The organism is Pseudomonas sp. Marseille-Q5117, from assembly GCF_946901175.1.
In the GTDB taxonomy this organism is placed as follows: Bacteria; Pseudomonadota; Gammaproteobacteria; order Pseudomonadales; family Pseudomonadaceae; genus Aquipseudomonas; species Aquipseudomonas iranensis.
In genome coordinates this window covers 17,039-36,956 of the sequence record NZ_CAMPPP010000012.1, presented here as the reverse complement: position 1 = coordinate 36,956, position 19,918 = coordinate 17,039, and the positions used below count along the sequence as shown (strand labels likewise).

The 19,918-nt window shown below is 58.5% G+C and carries 16 protein-coding genes; 8 read left to right on the top strand and 8 right to left on the bottom strand.

All coding sequences use genetic code 11. The features are described 5' to 3' along the window. Positions 1 to 28: 28 nt before the first annotated feature. From OC605_RS18655 to orn, 5 genes are all read right to left on the bottom strand, one after another. On the bottom strand, positions 29 to 1,015 hold the full coding sequence (locus tag OC605_RS18655) for a hypothetical protein (protein ID WP_186567392.1): 987 nt from the start codon (positions 1,013 to 1,015) through the stop codon (positions 29 to 31). A gap of 337 nt (positions 1,016 to 1,352) precedes the next feature. Continuing rightward, positions 1,353 to 3,866: a leucine-rich repeat domain-containing protein gene (locus tag OC605_RS18650; protein WP_262138731.1), complete on the bottom strand. Its 2,514-nt coding sequence runs from the start codon at positions 3,864 to 3,866 to the stop codon at positions 1,353 to 1,355. Between the two features lie 182 nt (positions 3,867 to 4,048). After that, a complete protein-coding gene (locus tag OC605_RS18645; RefSeq protein WP_262138729.1) occupies positions 4,049 to 5,077 on the bottom strand; it encodes a hypothetical protein in 1,029 nt (342 codons plus the stop codon). Between the two features lie 173 nt (positions 5,078 to 5,250). Further along, entirely contained in the window at positions 5,251 to 5,862 is a 612-nt protein-coding gene (locus tag OC605_RS18640; RefSeq protein ID WP_262138728.1) for a trimeric intracellular cation channel family protein, read from the bottom strand. 105 nt (positions 5,863 to 5,967) lie between these two features. Then, on the bottom strand, positions 5,968 to 6,510 hold the full coding sequence (orn, locus tag OC605_RS18635) for an oligoribonuclease (RefSeq protein ID WP_110644898.1): 543 nt from the start codon (positions 6,508 to 6,510) through the stop codon (positions 5,968 to 5,970). Between the two features lie 107 nt (positions 6,511 to 6,617). Between orn and rsgA the strand changes: the two genes are divergently transcribed. The 3 genes from rsgA to OC605_RS18620 all read left to right on the top strand — a co-directional run bounded on the left by rsgA (position 6,618) and on the right by OC605_RS18620 (position 9,406). Continuing rightward, positions 6,618 to 7,649 (top strand): small ribosomal subunit biogenesis GTPase RsgA, encoded by a 1,032-nt coding sequence (rsgA, locus tag OC605_RS18630; RefSeq protein WP_024011360.1) that lies wholly within the window; start codon positions 6,618 to 6,620, stop codon positions 7,647 to 7,649. 312 nt (positions 7,650 to 7,961) lie between these two features. Next, positions 7,962 to 8,921 (top strand): caspase domain-containing protein, encoded by a 960-nt coding sequence (locus tag OC605_RS18625; RefSeq protein ID WP_262138726.1) that lies wholly within the window; start codon positions 7,962 to 7,964, stop codon positions 8,919 to 8,921. Then, positions 8,921 to 9,406 carry a toll/interleukin-1 receptor domain-containing protein gene (locus OC605_RS18620; RefSeq protein ID WP_130888311.1) on the top strand — a complete coding sequence of 162 codons (486 nt, stop codon included), beginning with the start codon at positions 8,921 to 8,923 and terminating at the stop codon, positions 9,404 to 9,406. The genes OC605_RS18625 and OC605_RS18620 overlap by 1 nt, the downstream gene beginning before the upstream one ends. A 259-nt stretch (positions 9,407 to 9,665) precedes the next feature. On the opposite strand, the gene motB is transcribed toward OC605_RS18620, so the two are convergent. Next, the gene (gene motB / locus OC605_RS18615) at positions 9,666 to 10,706 is read right to left on the bottom strand and encodes a flagellar motor protein MotB (protein WP_071174230.1); all 1,041 of its coding nucleotides are present in this window, start codon (positions 10,704 to 10,706) and stop codon (positions 9,666 to 9,668) included. Positions 10,707 to 10,709: 3 nt separating this feature from the next. Then, a complete protein-coding gene (gene motA / locus OC605_RS18610) occupies positions 10,710 to 11,561 on the bottom strand; it encodes a flagellar motor stator protein MotA (RefSeq protein WP_016771962.1) in 852 nt (283 codons plus the stop codon). Between the two features lie 166 nt (positions 11,562 to 11,727). Between motA and OC605_RS18605 the strand changes: the two genes are divergently transcribed. The 4 genes from OC605_RS18605 to OC605_RS18590 all read left to right on the top strand — a co-directional run bounded on the left by OC605_RS18605 (position 11,728) and on the right by OC605_RS18590 (position 16,818). Next, positions 11,728 to 13,266, top strand: a complete 1,539-nt coding sequence (locus OC605_RS18605; protein WP_262138723.1) for an HDOD domain-containing protein — start codon at positions 11,728 to 11,730, stop codon at positions 13,264 to 13,266. Between the two features lie 42 nt (positions 13,267 to 13,308). Next, on the top strand, positions 13,309 to 14,124 hold the full coding sequence (gene rhdA, locus OC605_RS18600; RefSeq protein WP_076565369.1) for a thiosulfate sulfurtransferase: 816 nt from the start codon (positions 13,309 to 13,311) through the stop codon (positions 14,122 to 14,124). Positions 14,125 to 14,142: 18 nt separating this feature from the next. Then, the gene (asd, locus tag OC605_RS18595) at positions 14,143 to 15,003 is read left to right on the top strand and encodes an archaetidylserine decarboxylase (RefSeq protein ID WP_262138721.1); all 861 of its coding nucleotides are present in this window, start codon (positions 14,143 to 14,145) and stop codon (positions 15,001 to 15,003) included. 66 nt (positions 15,004 to 15,069) lie between these two features. After that, positions 15,070 to 16,818: a molecular chaperone gene (locus tag OC605_RS18590; protein WP_262138719.1), complete on the top strand. Its 1,749-nt coding sequence runs from the start codon at positions 15,070 to 15,072 to the stop codon at positions 16,816 to 16,818. A gap of 104 nt (positions 16,819 to 16,922) precedes the next feature. On the opposite strand, the gene serB is transcribed toward OC605_RS18590, so the two are convergent. Further along, positions 16,923 to 18,137 (bottom strand): phosphoserine phosphatase SerB, encoded by a 1,215-nt coding sequence (gene serB, locus OC605_RS18585; protein WP_041477650.1) that lies wholly within the window; start codon positions 18,135 to 18,137, stop codon positions 16,923 to 16,925. A gap of 134 nt (positions 18,138 to 18,271) precedes the next feature. Between serB and OC605_RS18580 the strand changes: the two genes are divergently transcribed. Continuing rightward, the gene (locus OC605_RS18580; protein WP_041477649.1) at positions 18,272 to 19,783 is read left to right on the top strand and encodes an AhpA/YtjB family protein; all 1,512 of its coding nucleotides are present in this window, start codon (positions 18,272 to 18,274) and stop codon (positions 19,781 to 19,783) included. The last annotated feature ends 135 nt before the right edge of the window (positions 19,784 to 19,918 follow it).

Below are 19,918 nucleotides of genomic sequence, written 5' to 3'. Positions count from 1 at the left end.
GCGATAATTCGCTGACCGCAAAATCAAATCAGGAGAATTGCTTTGTTGAACGTTTCGATTCACCCAGAATGAAAGTCCGCTGCTCTTTGTCACCCTCAATCCCAAGCCAGTGCTCCGTACCGAACTCATCAATAACCGCGAGTTCGAACGCGCCTTCATTTCCCGGCTTTTCCTCTGTCTGCACAGTAGTGCGTTGCACGAGCGTCAGCACGCCGGGCACATCATTGATCTGGAAATTAACATAACCGTGACGAGTATGGATCGAAGCGGTTTTTCCATACATTGGCGCCAGATAACCGTAAAAACTCCTGCCGCCGCCACTGTAGTGATTTATTGTTCCTGACGAGTACACCATTACCGCATCATCAGCGTCATATGGATTAAGCGCTATGTCGTTGCTGTACCAGTCCAACAAGTTTATCTGACGACCGTCAGCCTGAAGCCCGAGATGGAAAATCTGAATCCGCTCCTCGTATACAAGCTCCCTGAACGCACCGTATTTATAGAGAGAAAAGCTGTTCTGGTAGTATTTTTTCGGCGGAACTGCCTCCAGCGTAACACTGCTATCGAAGCCAACTCCGTTACTTCGCAGCACCACACCGTCCATTACAATCTCGGCGGCTACTTCCATGATTCCAGGCCTGGAAGCCGAAACCCAGAATTGAAAGATCTGTACCGGATCAGAGGCGTCGCTTATCCGGTTGTCCGTGATGCGCGGGACTCCCGTCAGCCGAGTTGCACCACCCGACATTTCGTGAGCATATCGATTTTCCTGAATCGAGACGTTCCAGTCTCCCTCCAGAGGCCGCGCACCGTTATACGCAATCAGCCGCAGCGACTGCAGGGCAGGATGTCCATGCAGTGATACGCCGTCGCCATTGTTATCGATCCCGCGCAGAAGCACCAACACACGCACCTGCATACGACCGTTGGCATAGAGCACTTTGTGCTGGCCAGAGTTTGTGGCGTCGAGCTTTACCTCAATCTGGGATAAACGATCTTTCTCATCAAACATTTCACAATACCTTGCTGATTAATAGACTTGGCCCTTAAGGACCCAGCAAAGTATTGAGGCTCGAGTTCAATTAAAACAGTCAAGACATTCGACAATTTATGAGGAGGCAACAATTTAACATTTCTGTCACCCACTCACACAAATGCTAATATTCTCCAAAATGCAATATCACAAGACCATGTTCAACAATATCGTCCCTGCCCCTTTGATTCCAGCGCCTCAGCACCGTCTTCCCCTTCCGACTCAAACTACGCAGAATCAGAAGGGGAAATCACCGGACAGCTACTCTTGTCAGTATATGTTTGAAAATAAAGAATCCGTCACTTTCACCAACATTTCAGTCACTGTCCGAGCCTGTCGAAATCCCGCTTTCTGAAGATTCACTATCGGAGTCAGATTCTGAAAATGCATCCTCCGCCTGGATTTCCACCTTCCGATCCATACTGGAATTTTCTAAATACTGACTGATCCGTTGCCTTGACGCATCACTCAGCGGGTTATTCAACAAGCCAACGAATAGATCCTGTGTATCCGGAATCTCAAACAACTCATATCCCACGTCGGAAATATTATTATCATGCAACGCCACGACACCCAGTTTCCTGAGCGCGTCTATGCCTGAAGGTACGTAGGAAAGATTTGCGTTGCTCAGCATCAATCCGGTTAAACCTGCCATGTAGCCAACATGCGGAGCAACTGTCAGAGGATTGTTTGCCAGATTCAACCGAGTAAGCGTTTCGATTCTGGACAATCCTTCAACTGTGACCTCGGATAGTTTTAGCGAGCACCCGTCCAGCGTTAGTTCGCTTAATTGGCGCATTTGAAATATTCCCGACGGAAATTCCCCCACTTCAATGCCAAAGACTCCCAAAAATCGGATACCGGGAAAGCTGTCGAGAAATGCACCTATCCGTGCGCCCGATTCATTCGCGGTCAATATCAACTCTGTTACATGCTCAAATCGGCTGGACAACCTTGGCAACTCACCGGAGAAATCGACATAGTAAGAAAACTGACAGTCGCCCTCCCCCCACTGTGAAACCGACTTGCGCTGCCAGATATCCTGCAGCTTTGCACTGAACCGCTCGCGAGCCAGGCGTTGCTCTCCAGCTTGCGGTGCGCCCTGCGATGAATCCGTGCGGTTCGACAATCCTTGCGCACTCCAGCTCGCCAACTCAGTGCGCAAGGTTACAAACTCTGCCTCCAGCCGAGCCAGGACCCCGGATGCGTCCGACTTCAGACGCTCGGAAATGAACGTATTCAATTCCTTGTCAGCAAGTTGCGGATAGAGATCACGGACACGTTCCATAACGGATTTTGTCAACGTCGGGTTGTCATCGCCGCCGCCTCGCAGCCCCGCTCGCACGTATTGGGCGCTGCCGGCAACAGCCGTTACCTGCACCGGTGCGAGTCCCAACAATTCGCTCACACTCTGGCGCGACGGCAACGGCTGTGCACGTATCAGCCCCTGCAGAGCCACACCACCGCCCTGCGCTACACCGAGCAACTGGCGCTGCTCGGGCAGTAACAGGAGCCAGACTGTGGCATACAGATCCATTGAATCCCGGGTCGAGGGGATGCCGCTGCCCGGGATGACGTAGCCTTCATGCTGACGAATCAGCGTGTGACGCACTGGCGATCGAGCATCGCCAATAGCACACAACGGGTTGCCTTCCGCCCCTTGCAGACGAATTTCAATACGAACCTGTCGCGGCCACTGATCAAGCTGCCCGATCATCTGCAGCGCCAGTTGGTCACTGTCCAGGCTGGCTACTGAATCGAGATAAATACCTTCACAGGCTCTGGCAAGACGAACGTCACGCAACGCCAGCAGCGCCTTTTCTGCAATATGTCTCGGCATTCCCGGCTGGAGATGCATATGCGAATGGTCGGCGGCGCTTGCTTCTCGCCACAACGCCTGAGCGAGACTCTTGGGCAAATGAGGAAAAATGCGCCGCATCTGCAACGTATTTTCATCACAGTCGAGCTCGAACGCCCGCTCACTCTGCTCAAAGAGCAACGCGCGGTGCTGTTCGGTCATGTCACCAGCGCCTATCGGCAGCAAAGTCAGCAAGTGTGGATCGGCCTGCGCGCGCACGTGCGGGTCGGGATGTTGCATTTGCCTGACGAACAGCTGGATGTTCTGATCGAGAGTAAAGCGCCTTAGCGTGTCTTGCAGCAAGGCCAAAGCTGTGGAATGAGGGGAAGTTTCGTGCGCCAGTGGTGCGCCAATGCCACTCACCGCAAGAATACGTCTGATTGTGAGTGCGGAGAAATCCTCCACTGAATGACCTGCGAGAAGAAACAGCTCTGCCAGGTGTCTTTCTTCGGAATGGAGATTTACCGAACGGTTATGCGCACCGCTATTATCCAGCGGGAGCCAGAACCGCCCCTCGCTGTCTGGCTTCAATAACGGACCGGAAGGATGCAGCTCTCTAGCCTGCGTGGCGCGCAACAGACCGCTCTCGACATCCAGGACCACTTGAACGATGTGATCATCAGCGACGGCGACATACTGACGCTGGTTCAGCATCTGAATGCCCTTCGCGTGGGTATCGCCGAAGCTTTTGGGCATGGGTATCTGGTATCCCGCCAGCACAGACTCTGCGGAAAGCGATGTCAATTCATCGATGATCGAGGATATCGGACGTACGTTTACGCTGATCGTCGGCGTCACCGCCACTTGATCCGGCCCAGCGGCCGAAAGCAAGGGCTGCTGACTATGCGCACTGTTCAGATATGGCACTGTTGAGGACGAAGATGCTGGCCGATAAGAGCTATCCACGCCGGAATCGTAAGGTTTGGTGGTTGGGGCTGGTACAGGTTTGACCTTTGGCGGTTTGCCAGTCATGACTACTCATCCTTGAGATGTGGTTGAGTTGCCCCCCCGAAATCGAGGGGCCAACCATTACATATAAGTAAATGCACGTGGGTGCGAATACCTGACAATTGAACACCACAGCTTATCGGGAGTTAACCTGCTGAAAGCATATATATTCATATCGACCGAAATGACATCGGTGAGAACATGATTCAGCCTCGTTCCAAGTACAAGTTGCGCTCATGGAAGTTCAGCCGAATCGCCAGCTTGTGCTCCGTACCATACTGATCAACGGCGCGAAAATGAAAAATTTCTCCGCTTCTGGATATTGGTGCAATTTCCGAGTATTCGGACAGGGCTTGCATGACGGTCAACTCGCCGTCCCGATCATTGACGCGCACAGAGTAAAGCTTGCTGTCCCTGGTAATGGCGTCAGCATAAAATTTGAATGCAATAGGATCTCCGCGGTACGGCAAGGATACATCCACTTTGTTACGCTCGGGGCGGACAAGAGTGGCCAGCATATAATTGGTTTTATTTTCGTTAAGCTTATTACCCCCTGCAAAGACTATGTCAACGCCTGCATCTTCGCCGTCGACGATCCAATCAACCAGTTTGACCTGCTCCCCCTGGGGATAAAGACCCAGATAATAGTTCCAGATACGATTACCGGGTTCCTCATTGCCGCGTCGGGTCTGATACCAACGAAACAGATTGACGTCATACGCCTTGGGAGGTTGTGCTTCGATAGTTACGCTGCTGTCGTGAACGCTGGAGAGTGTGGTTCCATTACTGAGAATCCTCTCCCCGTTCAGAGACAGGCGCGCACCGATCTGAGTCGTGCCGGCGCTCGATGAGGAAACCCAGAACGTCCGCACTTGGGGATGAACGCTGTCAGTGTCATCGTCACTTTCCTCTCCGGCAGTGGGTGCGGGTCGTGCCTCAATGGTAAATCGCCCTTGCACTGCGCTCGCGACCCAGCCGTCGCGCAACGTCTTGCTGGTGGCATAATGAACAAGCTCGATGCTTTCCATTACATTTGCCGGTAGATGAGTTGCGTTGCCGTCGGCGTCCACCCCGGATACAAGCACTTGCACTTTTATCTGCATTCGTCCATTGGCGAAGAATGCCCTGCTTTGAGTATTATCATTCGCATCAAACTTGACTTTTAAACTGGCCAGACCGGCAAGGCCAGGCCAAGTTGCTTGCTGATCATGCGTAACATCCGGGTTGTTGCTCATTATTCAATTCCTTTGAAAAGATAAATTGATTTTGGCATCGAGACTATGCCAAGAAAAAAACTACATACCTTTCAAAGAAACAGCAAAGCAGAAAATGTAAGAAATATAAGTTTGCAGAAAAATGGCGCAAAGATCATGCGAGACCGCGTGCACCACAGGAGCAAAACCACACTTTAATGTTCATCGTTATAGACAAACTTGGGCATTTCCCAATGGAAGCGGATGGCTAGCAGACGCAATAAAAATCCGCCAAAGAGGGTAATAAGAATGGCTTGTTCGCCGGGCACGTTCAGATAAAGACAAACCATGTAGCACCACGCCGCAGCAAAAGAGACGCTGGCGTAAAGTTCACGACGGAAGATCAATGGTATGTCGTTGCAGAAAATATCGCGAAGAATACCGCCAAAAACGCCGGTGATGACTCCGCTGACGGAAGCCACCAACATGCCGTGACCCATTTCCAGCGCCGTCATGCAACCGATCAAAGTAAATGCCACCAGTCCAACTGCATCGAGCACCAGAAACAGCGAGCGCAGGTGGCGCATCCAGCGCGCAGCGAATACGGTGAACATCGCTGCCACCGAGGTCAGCACCAGATATTCCGGATGTTTGACCCAGGTCAGCGGGTAATGCCCAAGCAACACGTCGCGCACTGAACCGCCACCGAGCGCGGTGATGCAGGCGATCAATACCACACCGAACCAGTCCATGCCGCGCCGCCCGGCAGACAGCGCGCCGGTCATGGCTTCGGCGGTAATGGCGATCAGATAGAGCATCAGCAACATGGTGGCAGTCCAGGCAGGAAGGCGCGCAGTCTAGCCATTTCGGCGCCGCACCAGAAGAGGGCGCGCCTTTCGCGAGCAGGCTCGCGAAGGCGGAAAGCCGCTCCCTCAGAACTTGATGAAATGCTTGCGGTAATGCTGCAACTCGGCGATCGATTCGCGAATGTCGTCCAGCGCCAGATGCGTGCTGCCCTTCTTGAAGCTGTCGCGCACGTCCGGAGCCCAGCGTGCGGCCAGTTCCTTGAGCGTCGAGACGTCGAGATTGCGGTAGTGGAAGTAGCTTTCCAGCGCCTTCATGTGGGTATAAAGAAAGCGACGGTCCTGGCAGATGCTGTTGCCGCAGATCGGCGATTTGCCCTTCGGCACCCACTTTTCCAGGAAGGCAATGGTCTCAGCTTCTGCCTCAGCCATGCTGATGCGGCTTTCGCGTACACGCTGGGTCAGGCCGGAATTACCGTGGGTGCGGGTGTTCCATTCGTCCATGCGCGCGAGCACTTCGTCGCTGTGATGGATGGCGATCACCGGGCCTTCGGCCAGTGTGTTGAGCTCACTGTCGGTGACGATGGTGGCCATTTCGATGATCACATCGTTGTCCGGGTCCAGACCGGTCATTTCCAGGTCGATCCAGATCAGGTTCTGCGGGTTTTGCATATTCGGGCTCCTAGGCAATGCTGCGCAGTTTAGCCTAGGCCGGGGGCCGGGCGTGCTAAACTCGCGGCCGTTTTACCTAATCGCTGCATTCTTCAGACGGAACACCCATGGCCAAACGCCAACTCAATCGTCGTCAAAACTGGCGCATCGAAAAGATTCAGGGCGAGCGCGCCGCACGCGCCGCCAAACGCGAGTCCTCGGCGGTCGAGGCCCTCGAAGGCGGCGACCTTGGCCCTGAGCAGCACGGCCTGGTGATCGCCCACTTCGGTGTGCAGGTCGAAGTCGAAGCTGTTGACGGCGAACTGGCCGGCCAAGTGTTCCGCTGCCACTTGCGCGCCAACCTGCCAGCGCTGGTCACCGGCGACAAAGTCGTCTGGCGCGCCGGCAACCAGGGCATTGGCGTGATCGTCGCGCAACTGCCGCGCAGCACCGAGCTGTGTCGCCCCGACAGCCGTGGCCAGCTCAAACCGGTTGCCGCCAACGTCGACATGATCGTCATCGTGTTCGCGCCGCTACCAGAGCCCCACGCCAACCTGATCGACCGCTATCTGGTCGCCGCCGAACATGCCGGCATCCGCCCGCTTCTGCTGTTGAACAAATTCGATCTGATCGACGAGCAAAACGCCCCGGCGCTGAACGCGTTGCTGGCGGTCTACCGCACGCTGGGTTATCCGGTGCTGGAAGTCTCGGCGCACCACGGCGACGGCATGGAGCAACTGCAAAAGCAGCTCGACGGGCGCATCAGCGTATTCGTCGGCCAGTCCGGCGTCGGCAAGTCGTCGCTGGTCAACAGTCTGCTGCCGGAAGTCGAAACCCGCGTCGGGCCGTTGTCCGAGCTATCTGGCCAGGGCACGCATACCACGACTACCGCGCGCCTGTTCCACTTCCCCGGTGGCGGTGAACTGATCGACTCCCCGGGCATCCGCGAATTCGGTCTGGGCCACGTCAGCCGCGCCGACGTCGAAGCCGGTTTCATCGAGTTCGATGACCTGCTTGGCACTTGCCGCTTCCGCGACTGCAAGCACGATCGCGAGCCGGGTTGTGCACTGCTCAAGGCGCTTGAAGATGGCCGCATCCAGCAGCAACGGATGAACAGCTATCGCTCGATCATCGCCAGCCTGCCTGAAAACGGCTATTAAACAGCCACGCCGGCAGTCCTATGCGATGGGCTGCCGGTTGTCGGACTGCATCTGACTCACCTCTCTCCTCTTAAACGTCAGCTTCTTCTGTAGGCACTTGCACGACTGCTTGCAGGACCTTTCTGTTTTGCCGCGCAGACCTTGTAGGCCTGAGCCAGCGGCCTACATTTCTTTCCTCCTTCGCTCACAGCGACCATCGAGGAAAGCCATGAAAAAACATCTTGTGTTCATCAGCCATTTGTCTCGCTGCGCCCGCCCGAGCAATACCCACAGAATCCCCGGCGCGATCCGCCTGCACAAGGCGGTGTGACCATGCGCAAGGGATTGTTCATCGGCATCAACGATTACACGCATATTGGCGGGCTGAGCGGCTGTTGCAACGACGCCATGGCCATGGCTTCGGTATTGAAAAGCAACGCCAACGGCGACCCCAACTTCAAAAATGTCGTACTGACATCTGCCGAGGATTACCTGAGCCGGGAAAAACTCGAAGACCAGATCCGCGAGTTGTTTTCCGGCGACTGCAACGTCGCTCTGCTGTATTTCGCCGGTCATGGCGGTTTCGATGCCGACACTGACGAAGGCATGCTGATACCCCAGGACTACCGCAACGCCAAGGACGGCATCCGCATCAGCGACATTCTCAACTGGGCGGACAAAGCCACGCGGATCAAAAACAAAGTGATCATTCTCGACTGCTGCGAAAGCGGTTCCGCCGGCGAAGTGCGCGCCCTGCGCAGCGAGAGCAGCATGGTCAGCGAGGGTATGACGATCCTCACCGCCTGCAAAAAAGCCGAGCCGGCGCTGGAGGGCGCGCAGCACGGCGTATTCACCGGCCTGCTCCTGCAAGCGCTGCATGGCGGCGCGGCGAATATCCTCGGCAAAATCACCCCCGGCAGTCTGTATTCCTTCGTCGACAACGCCCTCGGTGCCTGGGAACAGCGCCCGGTGTTCAAGACCAATGTGTCGCAGTTCATTTCCCTGCGCGAAGTCTCGCCGCTGATTCCCAAGGAGATCCTGCGCAAATTGCCCGACTGGTTTGTCGAAGCCGAATCGGTCTTGCCGCTCGACCCCAGCTACGAACCCACCGAAAAGGCGTTCGTGCCTGAGCACGGCGAGGTCTTCGCTCAGTTGCAGAAGTGCAACCGCCACAGCCTGATCGAACCGGTCGACGCCGAGCACATGTACTACGCCGCCATTCACTCGACCGGCTGCCGCTTGACGGCACTCGGCGCCTATTACCGCGAACTCGCCCTCAAAGGACATTTCTGATGCCAGTCTTTATCAGCTATCGCCACATGGATCGCGCCCATGCGATCGCCATCAACACCCGCCTGACCCAGGCGAAGATCAGGACTTACCTCGACGTGCTGGATCCGGAATCGCAGACCACCGATGACATTACCGGGGTCATTACCCGCAACATCACCGAGTGCACACATCTGCTGGCGGTGGTATCGGAGAAGACTGCGCTGTCGTGGTGGGTGCCGTTCGAGATCGGCGAGGCGACGATCAGCAACCGGCGGATCTGTACGTTCAAGACCGGGCCGGCGCAATTGCCGATCTATCTGGACAAGTGGCCGAAGCTGAGCACGGCCAGCGATCTGGATTTCTTTATCGATGCGTATCGTGATGAGGTGTCGAACAAGCGGTCGATGGCGCTGGATTCGATCAGCGAATCGGTCAAGGGGGCTTACAAGCGCGATGCGGAGATGTTTCATGAACAGCTGAAGAATCGAATTCGTCGCGGGTTCTAGAATTTTGTCACTTTCGATAAGCCCCTCACCCTAACCCTCTCCCAGAGGGAGAGGGGACTGACCGAGGTGAATGTTTCACGTACGCCGACCTGAAATACCGAGTCGAACTCGAATTCGAAAAGCACACAAAACGGCTACCTTTCCCCCTCGCCCCCCAGGGGGAGAGGGCTGGGGTGAAGGGGTTGCTCTTGGCAACGCACTAAAACAAAGCCGAAAATCAGCCGAAAAAAAACCGACATCACTGTCGGTTTATTTTTAATCATTGCTTCGGCGCTGGCGCCGCCCCACCCGGCTCAGCCGGTTTCGGCGCCGCATCGTCAAACAGATTCAACCGCTCGCGCAACTCATGAGCAGGCACTGGCTGTTTGTCCGCCGGCAGCGCATTCGGATCAACCGGGGCTGCCGGAGCAGCACCGTTCTGACCCTGATCCGCCGGTTTCGCTGCATCAGGCCCTTGCGCACCTTCGATGGCAGCCTGGGCTTTCTTGGTCAGCACGACAATGTCGATCCGGCGGTTGACCGGGTTGAACGGATTTTCCCGATCAAACAACGCCGAAGAGGCATAACCGACCACCCGCGCCACCTGCGCATCCGGATAGCTGCCCGCGACCAGGGCACGGCGAGCCGCGTTGGCGCGGTTGGCCGAGAGCTCCCAGTTGCCGTAATCGCCAGTGCCAATGTACGGCTTGGCGTCGGTGTGGCCGCTGATACTGATCTTGTTCGGCACCGCTTTGATGGTGTCGGCCATGGCCAGCAGGATGTCTTCGAAGTACGGCTTCAGGCGTGCGGACCCGGAGTCGAACATCGGCCGGTTCTCGGCGTCCATGATCTGGATGCGCAAGCCGTTCGGGGTGATTTCGAAGAGGATCTGATCCTTGAATTTCTGCAGTTGCGGGTTCTCGTCGACCTTGTTCTGCAGTTCTTGCAGGAGCAGTTCGAGACGCTCCTTCTCGACCTGCTCGGCCATGCCTTCAACCTGATCGGTGTCGACCGTGACCTTGTCCGGTTGCGGCTGCGACTTCACTTCCGGGTTGAGGGTGTTTTCCGGCGCCAGGGTCGGTGTACCGCCGAGGTCGATGATGTACGGCGTGCCGCTTTCGGAGAAGCCGACCGGGTCCTTGAAATAACCGGCGATGGCGATCTTCTGTTCCGGCGTAGCAGTGGACAGCAGCCACAGCACCAGGAAGAACGCCATCATCGCCGTGGCAAAGTCGGCGAAGGCGATTTTCCACGCCCCGCCGTGGTGCCCGGCGGCAATGCGCTTGACGCGCTTGACGATGATCGGCTGATTATTTTCCATGACTTAGCGACCGCGAACCGCTTGTTCCAGCTCGGCGAAGCTTGGACGGTGCGCCGGGTACAGAACCTTGCGCCCGAACTCGACCGCCAGCGACGGCGGCATGCCGGACGCCGAAGCCACCAGCGAGGCCTTGATGGCTTCGTAGACGTTGAGCTCTTCCTTGGCATCGTGGGCCAGGGAATGCGCCAGCGGACCGAAGAAACCGTACGCCGCGAGAATACCGAAGAAGGTACCGACCAGTGCCGCACCCACGTGCAGACCGATCGACGCCTGGTCGCCCTCGCCCAACGAGGCCATGGTCACCACGATACCGAGTACCGCCGCGACGATACCGAAACCGGGCATGCCGTCGGCGATGCCGTTGACTGCGTGCGATGGGTGCTCTAGGTCTTCCTTGAGGCTGTACAGTTCCATGTCGAACAGGCCTTCGAGTTCGTGGGGAGCCATGTTGCCGGAGGACATGATGCGCAGGTAATCGCAGACGAACGCGGTCATGCGTTCATCCTTGAGCACCGCCGGGTACTTGGCGAAGATCGGGCTCGCGGCGGCATCTTCGATGTCGCCTTCGATCGCCATCATGCCTTCGCGGCGGCTCTTGTTGAGGATCTCGTAGATCAGCCCGAGCACTTCCAGATAGAAGGTGTGGGTGAAACGCGAACCGAACATGCTCAGGGATTTCTTGAGCACGTGCATCGTCATGTAACCGGGGTTGGCCTGGAGGAACGCGCCGAGGGCCGCACCACCGATGATCAACACCTCGAAGGGCTGGATCAGGGCGGCAATCTTGCCGTGGGAGAGCACGTATCCGCCGAGCACGCTCGCGAATACGACGATGATGCCGATAATTTTAGCCATAGGTAGAAGGTACTTGTTTAAGTCGGGTTCAAGGTCATATTCGGAAGTTAAAAAATCTCTTCTTCTACTTATCGGCAAAACTGCGCCAGACTATAGCCAGTTCAGGCGAAAAGCCAATTTAGCCCATGCCGGGCGCGTCTACAGTCAGTGAAGATCTCGTCCAGACATGGCTAATGAAACGAACATTCCAGCGGTAAAACCGAGCACCCTCCAGGCTTGGGTCAAGCTGCTCGACAGCGTCCTCCTGCCCGTACCGCAAGAGGCTCACGACACAGTCTGCCGGGCGATCCGCGACAATCGCAGCTCACTGCGCGACATCGCCGATCTGATGCAGGACAGCCCGGCGCTGGCCTTGAGCATCATCCGTGAGGCGAATCGTCACACCCACGGCACCATGGCCGCGCCGGCGGAAAATCTCGAGGTGGCAATCAATCGCCTGGGCCTTGCACGCACCGAAGAATTGCTCGCGCGCCTGCCCGCCGAACCGCACCGGCAGATCCCCAAGGCTTTGCGCCAATTGCAACTGATCAGCCAACACGCGACACAACAGGCCAACGGTTTTTTTGCCAGTCGCCTGGCGCGACTGTGGCAGGACATCCACTGGGGCAGCCTGCTGTTCTTGTCGCCGCTGTGGCCGTTGGCGCTGACCTATCCGCAGTTGCTCGAAGAGTGGGAACTGCGGGTGATCCACAAGGGCGAGTCGGCACGTGTGGTCGAGAAGCAATTGTTCGGCGTGCGCTTGTTGAAGATTGCCGAGGCACTGGTCCAGGCCTGGCATCTGCCGATCTGGGTCGAGCAAGGCTACAAATTGCTGCTCAGCGAACAACGCGAACTGGTCAAAGTGCTGCGCATTGCCCGTGACAGCGAGCACCCACTGCGCCAGCAGAATCGCCTCGACGAGGATCCGACGCTACGCCGCTGGCTCAATCAACCCGCCAATACCGTGCTGCTTGCCAACGGCCTGGCGCTGTCGGCGCAACAGGCCTGGGACAGTCCGCACAGCAAGCGCTGGCAGTACCTGACCAGCCTGTATCTGCAGATTTCCATGGACGAAGTGCAGCAACAGTTGCACCAGCAAGCGGCGAACAGCGCGCGTCAGCATTCGATGCCTGATTTGTGGCACCCGGCGGTTTCGCTGATCTGGCCGTGGGGCACTCGTCGCTTGCCGGCCGGCATGCTCCCGGCAGCAGCGCCGAATGCGGATGATCTGGGCCAGTGGCGTCGGCAATGCGCCGAACTGCTCGCCGAGCCCAGCCGCTTCACCAATGCCATGAGCCTGACCGTCGCCGCCCGCGAGGCACTGGTGGCCAGCGGCATGCGCCGGGTGATGATTCTGATGGCCGACCGCACGCACTCGACCCTGCGCGTGCACCAGACCGCCGGTTTGCCGAAGGATGCGGCGGCGCTGAGTTTTGTCGTCAGCCAGAGCAAGGTCCTGCAACGCCTGCTCGCTCAGCAGGCGCAGGTGCGGATCACACCGGAGAACAACGCGCAATTCTCTGCCTTATTGCCAGCGAGCCTGCGCACGCTGTTTCGCGGTGAAAATCTGTTCCTGCGTTCGCTGGTCAACAACGGCCGGGTGATCATGATCGTCGTTGCCGATCAGGGTGGCGGGCCGTTCGCCGACATCACTGTGCAAGCCTTCGGCAAAACTGCGCAGTGCATCGAAAAAGCCCTGCACAGCTTTAGCAGCCGCGGCCAATGAGCCTGCGCTACAATCCTCCCCTTTGTGCTCTGGAGACCTCACATGTCTGACTTCTCTGGCTTGCCGCTCGTCATCGAGCCGAGCGACCTGCTGCCGCGTCTGGAGTCCCCGGAACTGATTCTGGTGGACCTGACCAGCCCTGCCCGGTATGCCGAAGGTCATTTGCCCGGCGCACGTTTTGTCGACCCGAAACGCACCCAGCTCGGCCAGCCACCGGCGCCCGGGCTGATGCCGGCGAAGGCCGATCTGGAAGCGTTGTTTGGTGAGCTCGGTCATCGCAAAGACGCGGTCTACGTGGTGTATGACGATGAGGGCGGCGGCTGGGCCGGGCGTTTCATCTGGCTGCTCGATGTCATCGGCCACGACAAGTACCACTATATAGATGGTGGTTTGCCGGCCTGGCTGGCGGACGGTATGCCGATGTCGATTCAGGTGCCGGCCGCCGTCGGTGGCCCGGTCTCGCTGACCCTGCACGATGAACCGACCGCCACCCGCGAATACCTGCAAAGCCGTCTCGGTGCCGCCGATCTGGCGATCTGGGACGCGCGTGGGCCGCTGGAGTATTCCGGCGAGAAAGTCCTCGCCGCCAAGGGCGGACACATCCCCGGCGCGGTCAATTTCGAATGGACCGCCGGCATGGACCAGACGCGTCAGCTGCGTATCCGCAGCGACATGCCGCAGATCCTCGAAAACCTCGGGATCACCAAGGACAAGGAAATCATTACCCACTGCCAGACCCATCACCGGTCGGGCTTCACTTATCTGGTGGCCAAAGCCCTCGGTTATCCGCGGGTCAAGGGCTACGCCGGTTCCTGGGGCGAATGGGGCAACCACCCTGACACGCCAGTCGAGATTTAAGGTTTTTAAGGACAACTAATGAAAGAGCGTCTGTTTATCCTCAGCCAGTACCTGCTGCCGCATCACCTGCTGTCGCGCCTGGCCGGCTGCATCGCCGAATGCCGCGTGCGCTGGTTCAAGAATGCCTTCACCCAATGGTTCGCCAAGCGTTATCAAGTGGACATGTCGCAAGCACTGGTCGAAGACCTGACCGCTTACGAGCACTTCAACGCATTCTTCACGCGTGCGTTGAAAGACGGCGCGCGTCCACTGGACGAAACTCCGGGCGCGATCCTCAGCCCGGCCGACGGTGCGGTGAGTCAACTCGGCCCGATCGAGCACGGTCGCGTGTTCCAGGCCAAGGGCCACAGTTTCAGCGTGCTCGAATTGCTCGGCGGTGATGCGGCCAACGCAGCGCCATTCATGGGCGGCGATTTCGCCACCATTTATCTGTCGCCGAAGGACTACCACCGCGTGCACATGCCACTGGCCGGCACCCTGCGCGAAATGGTCTACATCCCGGGCCGCATTTTCTCGGTGAACCAGACTACTGCCGAAAACGTCCCGGAGCTGTTCGCCCGCAACGAGCGCGTGGCGTGCATTTTCGACACCGAACGCGGGCCGATGGCCGTGGTGCTGGTTGGCGCGATGATTGTCGCTTCGATTGAAACCGTGTGGGCCGGTCTGGTTACTCCGCCGAAGCGCGAGCTGAAAACCTTCCGCTACGACGAAGCCGCACGCGCAGCGATTCATCTGGAAAAAGGCGCGGAACTGGGGCGCTTCAAGCTCGGTTCGACGGCAATCGTGCTGTTTGGTCCGGATCAGGTGAAGTGGGCTGAAGAGCTGGTGGCCGGCTCGCCAGTGCAGATGGGCCAAGGCCTGGCACTGCCAAAAGCGTGACCCAATTTGCGGAAGTAGCCGAGGCTGCTTCCGCACACCGCGGCATTTGCTGCTATGGTTTTGCTCATGAGCCAGACCAACTTTTCTCCCAAGCTGCGCGCTCCGACTCCCACGCAAACGCGCCTGTCGTTCTGCGACGCCAGCCCGCGTGATCTCAAGCGCTGGATCGCCGGCCTGCCCAAGGCCAACATCGGCGAAACCGCCCGCCTGCTCTATCAAGGCCTCGGCGAACTGAACCTGTTGCTCACCCCCAGCGACAATCGCCTGCAACTCCTGGAACTGCTGCGGCCCGAGGTGTATTTCGTCTGCCAGCATCTGGAACGGCACTTTCTCCATCAGGCGATCATGCTCGACGAGCGCTCGCGCAAGGTCAGCAACCTGTGCCAGGCGCTGCAAGGTCAGCTGGCCATCGGCTATAAACAGATCGTTCTGCGCATCCTGCCCAAATACAGCAAGGACCGCGCGACGTTGGTCAGCACCGCCTTGCAACGCGCGGCGCATGCCCTCAAGGCGCAACTGGTGCGCGCCACGCAGTTGTACAGTTCACCGCCGGAACACGTGTGGTTCGAATTGCACCAGCTGTATCGCAGCGCTGCGCAATTGCAGCTGCAACAACGGCGGCTGCGCGATGATCTGGCCTTTTTGACCAGCGAACTGAGCGTCGAACAGACCTACATCGCCGCACTGCTATTGGGCAGCGCCCGTTGCAATCAATTGCGTCAAAGCCAGATTGCCCGGCTGGCCGAGGTGATCGAGCCGTGGAGCGCCCTGCTCAAACTGCATCCCGGCAGCGCCGACGACGGTTTGTTCGCCACCAGCCCGGAACTCGATGTCGGCCCGCGCTACCGCAAGATGTTTCGCAGCGAACAACAGAATGGGCTGCTGGGCTTCGATCCGCAACCGCTGGTCAAACAGCTCGAAACGCACCTGCTGCACCAGTCCACCTCGACCCCACTGCCCGTTTCCGCCGGCCTCAGCGTCGACACCCTGCAACATCTGCACGCTACTTGGGGCCAAGCGGCGGAACGCAGCTTTCAACGCATCGCCGGCCAGGGCACGCTGACCGTGTGCGTTGGCATGAGCGCCCTGCATTTCTACCTCGGCGGCGAGCGCACCTTCAGCGAGTTGCTCAAACATCCCGGTGCCCGCGCGGCAAACTTCAGCAGCGTGGTGAGCAACGGCGAAAAGGACAGCTGGAGTCAGGCGTTCGACGCTGCCCCGCAAAGTAACGATGAGCTGTTGCCGTACGAGGAAATCCAGTACGACCAATTGAGCGAGGACGAAGGCCCCGGCAACGCGCCGAACTATCCGACTTACGCCTTGCCGGTGATCAACCATAGCCCCGGCGGCTATTGCCTGGCCTGGCCGAGCGAAGTACCGGCGGAGTTGCAGGCCGGGGAAATGCTCGGCATTCAGGACAGCGAGGCCAAAGGCTGGAGCATTGCGGTGATTCGCTGGATCCGCCAGGTGCGCGGCAGCGGTACACAGATGGGCATTGAACTGGTCGCGCCATACGCGCAGCCGTGCGGCTTGCAACTGGTCCGAACGAAAGATGATCACAGCCAGTATTTGCGCGGTTTGCTGTTGCCGGAAATCAGTGCGATCGATGTGCCAGCGACCGTACTTGCGCCGCGCCTGCCCTTTCAGGAAGGCAACAAGGTGTTGATCAACACCCAAGGCGAAGAACACCGCGCCGGGCTGGATCGGCGGGTGGCGAGTACGCACAGCTTCAACCAGTTCGCCTATCGCTCGCTGGATCCTACGCAGAATGGCGGAGGTGAGGAGGATTTTGATTCGTTGTGGAATTCGCTCTAGACCGAGGCGCGGCCTTCGCGAGCAGGCTCGCTCCCACATTCAAATGCAGTTCAAATGTGGGAGCGAGCTTGCTCGCGAAGAGGCCAGATCAGCTTATCGAGATCTCAGAGCTGCCCGTCACGATCGCGGAAACCCAGCAGATACAACACACCATCCAGCCCCAGCGTTGAGATCGCCTGCTTCGCCGACTGCTTGACCAGCGGTTTGGCGCGGAACGCCACGCCCAGCCCGGCAATCGCCAGCATCGGCAAGTCGTTGGCGCCGTCGCCGACGGCAATGGTCTGCTCCAGACGCAGACCTTCCTTGTGCGCCAGTTCCTTGAGCAAGTCAGCCTTGCGCTGCGCATCGACAATCGGCTCGATCGCCACGCCGGTGCACTTGCCGTCGACCACTTCCAGCTCGTTGGCAAACACGTAATCGATGCCAAGCCTGGCTTGCAACTGCTTGGCGAAATAAGTGAAGCCGCCGGACAGGATGGCGGTTTTGTAGCCGAGGCGCTTGAGTTCGGCGAACAGGGTTTCGGCGCCTTCGGTCAGGCGCAGCGAGGCGCCGATCGAGTCGAGCACGCTGACGTCGAGGCCCTTGAGCAGCGCCAGACGCTCCTTGAAGCTGGCGCGGAAATCCAGTTCGCCGGCCATGGCGCGCTCGGTGATTTCGGACACTCGATCACCCACGCCGGCCGCCTTGGCCAGCTCATCGATGACTTCCGCTTCGATCAGCGTCGAGTCCATGTCGAACACCGCCAGACGCCGGTTGCGACGGAACAGCGAATCTTCCTGAAAGGCGATATCGACGTTCAATTCCTGGGCAACACTGAGGAATTCGGCGCGCAGGGCCTGCGGATCGGCAGCTTCGCCGCGCACGGAAAACTCGATGCAGCCCTTGCCCTTGTCGGCCGGCGTGTCCAGCGGCATGCGCCCCGACAGACGGTCGATATGGTCGATGTTCAGGCCATATTTGGCGGTGATCGCGCTGACCGCCTGCAACTGGCCAGCGGTAACCTTGCGCGTCAGCAGGGTAACGATATGGCGCTTCTTGCCCTGATTGCCCACCCATTGCTGGTAATCCTCTTCGGATACCGGGGTGAAGCGCACTTGCTGATCCAGTTCGTAGCCCTTGAACAGGATGTCCTTGAGCACCGACTTGCCCTGTTCGGAATCGGGAATTTCAACCAGGATGCCGAACGACAGGGTGTCGTGGATCACCGCCTGACCGATGTCGAGAATGTTCACACCACCTTGTGCCAGAACACCGGTGATGGCCGCCGTCAGACCCGGACGGTCGACTCCCGTGATGTTAATCAGGACGATTTCGCGCAACGCGCACCCCCGCAACTGGAAAAAAACCGCATTCTACCCACTTTCAGTGACCATCGGGCACCGCGAGCGCTTTGCCGGTCTGGGGCCTGTCGCTATACTGCGCGTCAACTTCACGGACAAAGAGCCGAGCTCAAGTGAACCGGCCCACGCCAGTCAAAACCGATAACTTCTTCCTGCTGATCTTCCGTGCACTGCGCCATCGCCGTGTACCGATTGCATTGCGCATTGCCAGCCACAACGTGATCCTGGTCGCTCTGGCCCTGGTGATCTATGCCGGGGTGATGGGTCTGCAATTCAAGCAGGCCATGCACGAGCAGGCCGATGCGCTGGGCGAAAGCCTGACCACGCAGACCGCCACTTCCGCCACCGAGCTGCTGGTGTCCAACGACATCCTCAGCCTCAACGTGCTGCTCAACAACCTGACCAAGAACAAACTGGTCGCCCACGCGGCGATCTACAGCGTGGACAACCGCATCCTCGCCGAGTCCGGTCAGCGCCCCAAACACAGCCTGCTGGGCGAAGCCGAGGGCATGTACGAGAGCAAGATCACTTTCCAGGATGTGACTGCCGGGCAACTGCGCATCAGTCTGGACATGGATCAGTTCCAGCAGCCGATGACCATCAGCCTTCAGAGCATGGGCATTTTGAGCGCGATTCTGCTGGCGCTGTCGCTGGCTCTGAGCCTGCGCATGGGCCGCTATCTGTCGACGCCGTTGCTGCAATTGCGTGTGTGGCTGCGCCGCATCGACGCGCACACCCCGGGCATCGATCGCCAGGATGAAATCGGCGATCTGGCGCGCCAGCTGCACGCCAGCTACGCCCCGGAACCTGAGCCTGAGCCCGAACCCGAACCGGAATTCGCCGAGGAAGAAGACGAGCCGGAATTCGAGGTGCGTAACCTGCGCGATCCAAGCTTCGACGAAAGCCGCCCGCTGGCCGCGAAGAAACCGGCGCCGCGTCACCTGGTCAGCACCGTCGAAGACGATGATGACGATGACGCCTTCGCCGACCTGCGCGACGAATCGCTGAACGGCGCCGCCCAACCGCTCACGCGCAAACCGAGCCCTGACGTTCCGCAGCATACCGCCGTACTGGCCGTGCAACTGGGCTCGCAGGAACAATTGCGCCGCTTGCCTCGCGCGCGTCTGGAAGAATTGCAGGACCGCTATCGCGACTGCCTTGAGCAGGCCGCGTCGCTGTATCAGGGCGAAATCGAAACCCTCAACGATGGCAGCACGCTGTTGCTGTTCCACACCGAAGATTGCGGCGACGATTACCTGACCAATGCCATCTGCTGCGGCGAACTGCTGCGTGCTCTGGGTCATCAGTTGCAGATCGAGGTCGCAGACAGCGGCATCACCCTGCAATTGCAGCTGGGCCTGACCTTGGGCGATGAATTGTTCGGTCTGAGCCAGATTGATCTGCTGCTGACCGATTCGGCCCAGGATGCACTGGCCTTGTCGCAACACAGCCGCAATCTGCTGCTGGTCGAGCGCAAGATCAGCGATGACACGTTGATCCGCCAGCGTGCGCGGATCCGGCCGATCGCCAGCCCTGAAGGCGCTTGCTGTGTGGAGCGGTTGATGGAACCGTATCCGTCGATGCTGGAGCGGCAACTGGCGCGGATGCATGAGCGCCGGGCGTAAGGCTTAGGCCAGATACGCAAAAGCCCGCAGACGAGTGATTGTCTGCGGGCTTTTTTGTGCGCGGTGTTATTGGAATCGTGCGCACCCCTGAAAAGCCCCTCACCCTAGCCCTCTCCCGGAGGGAGAGGGGACCGA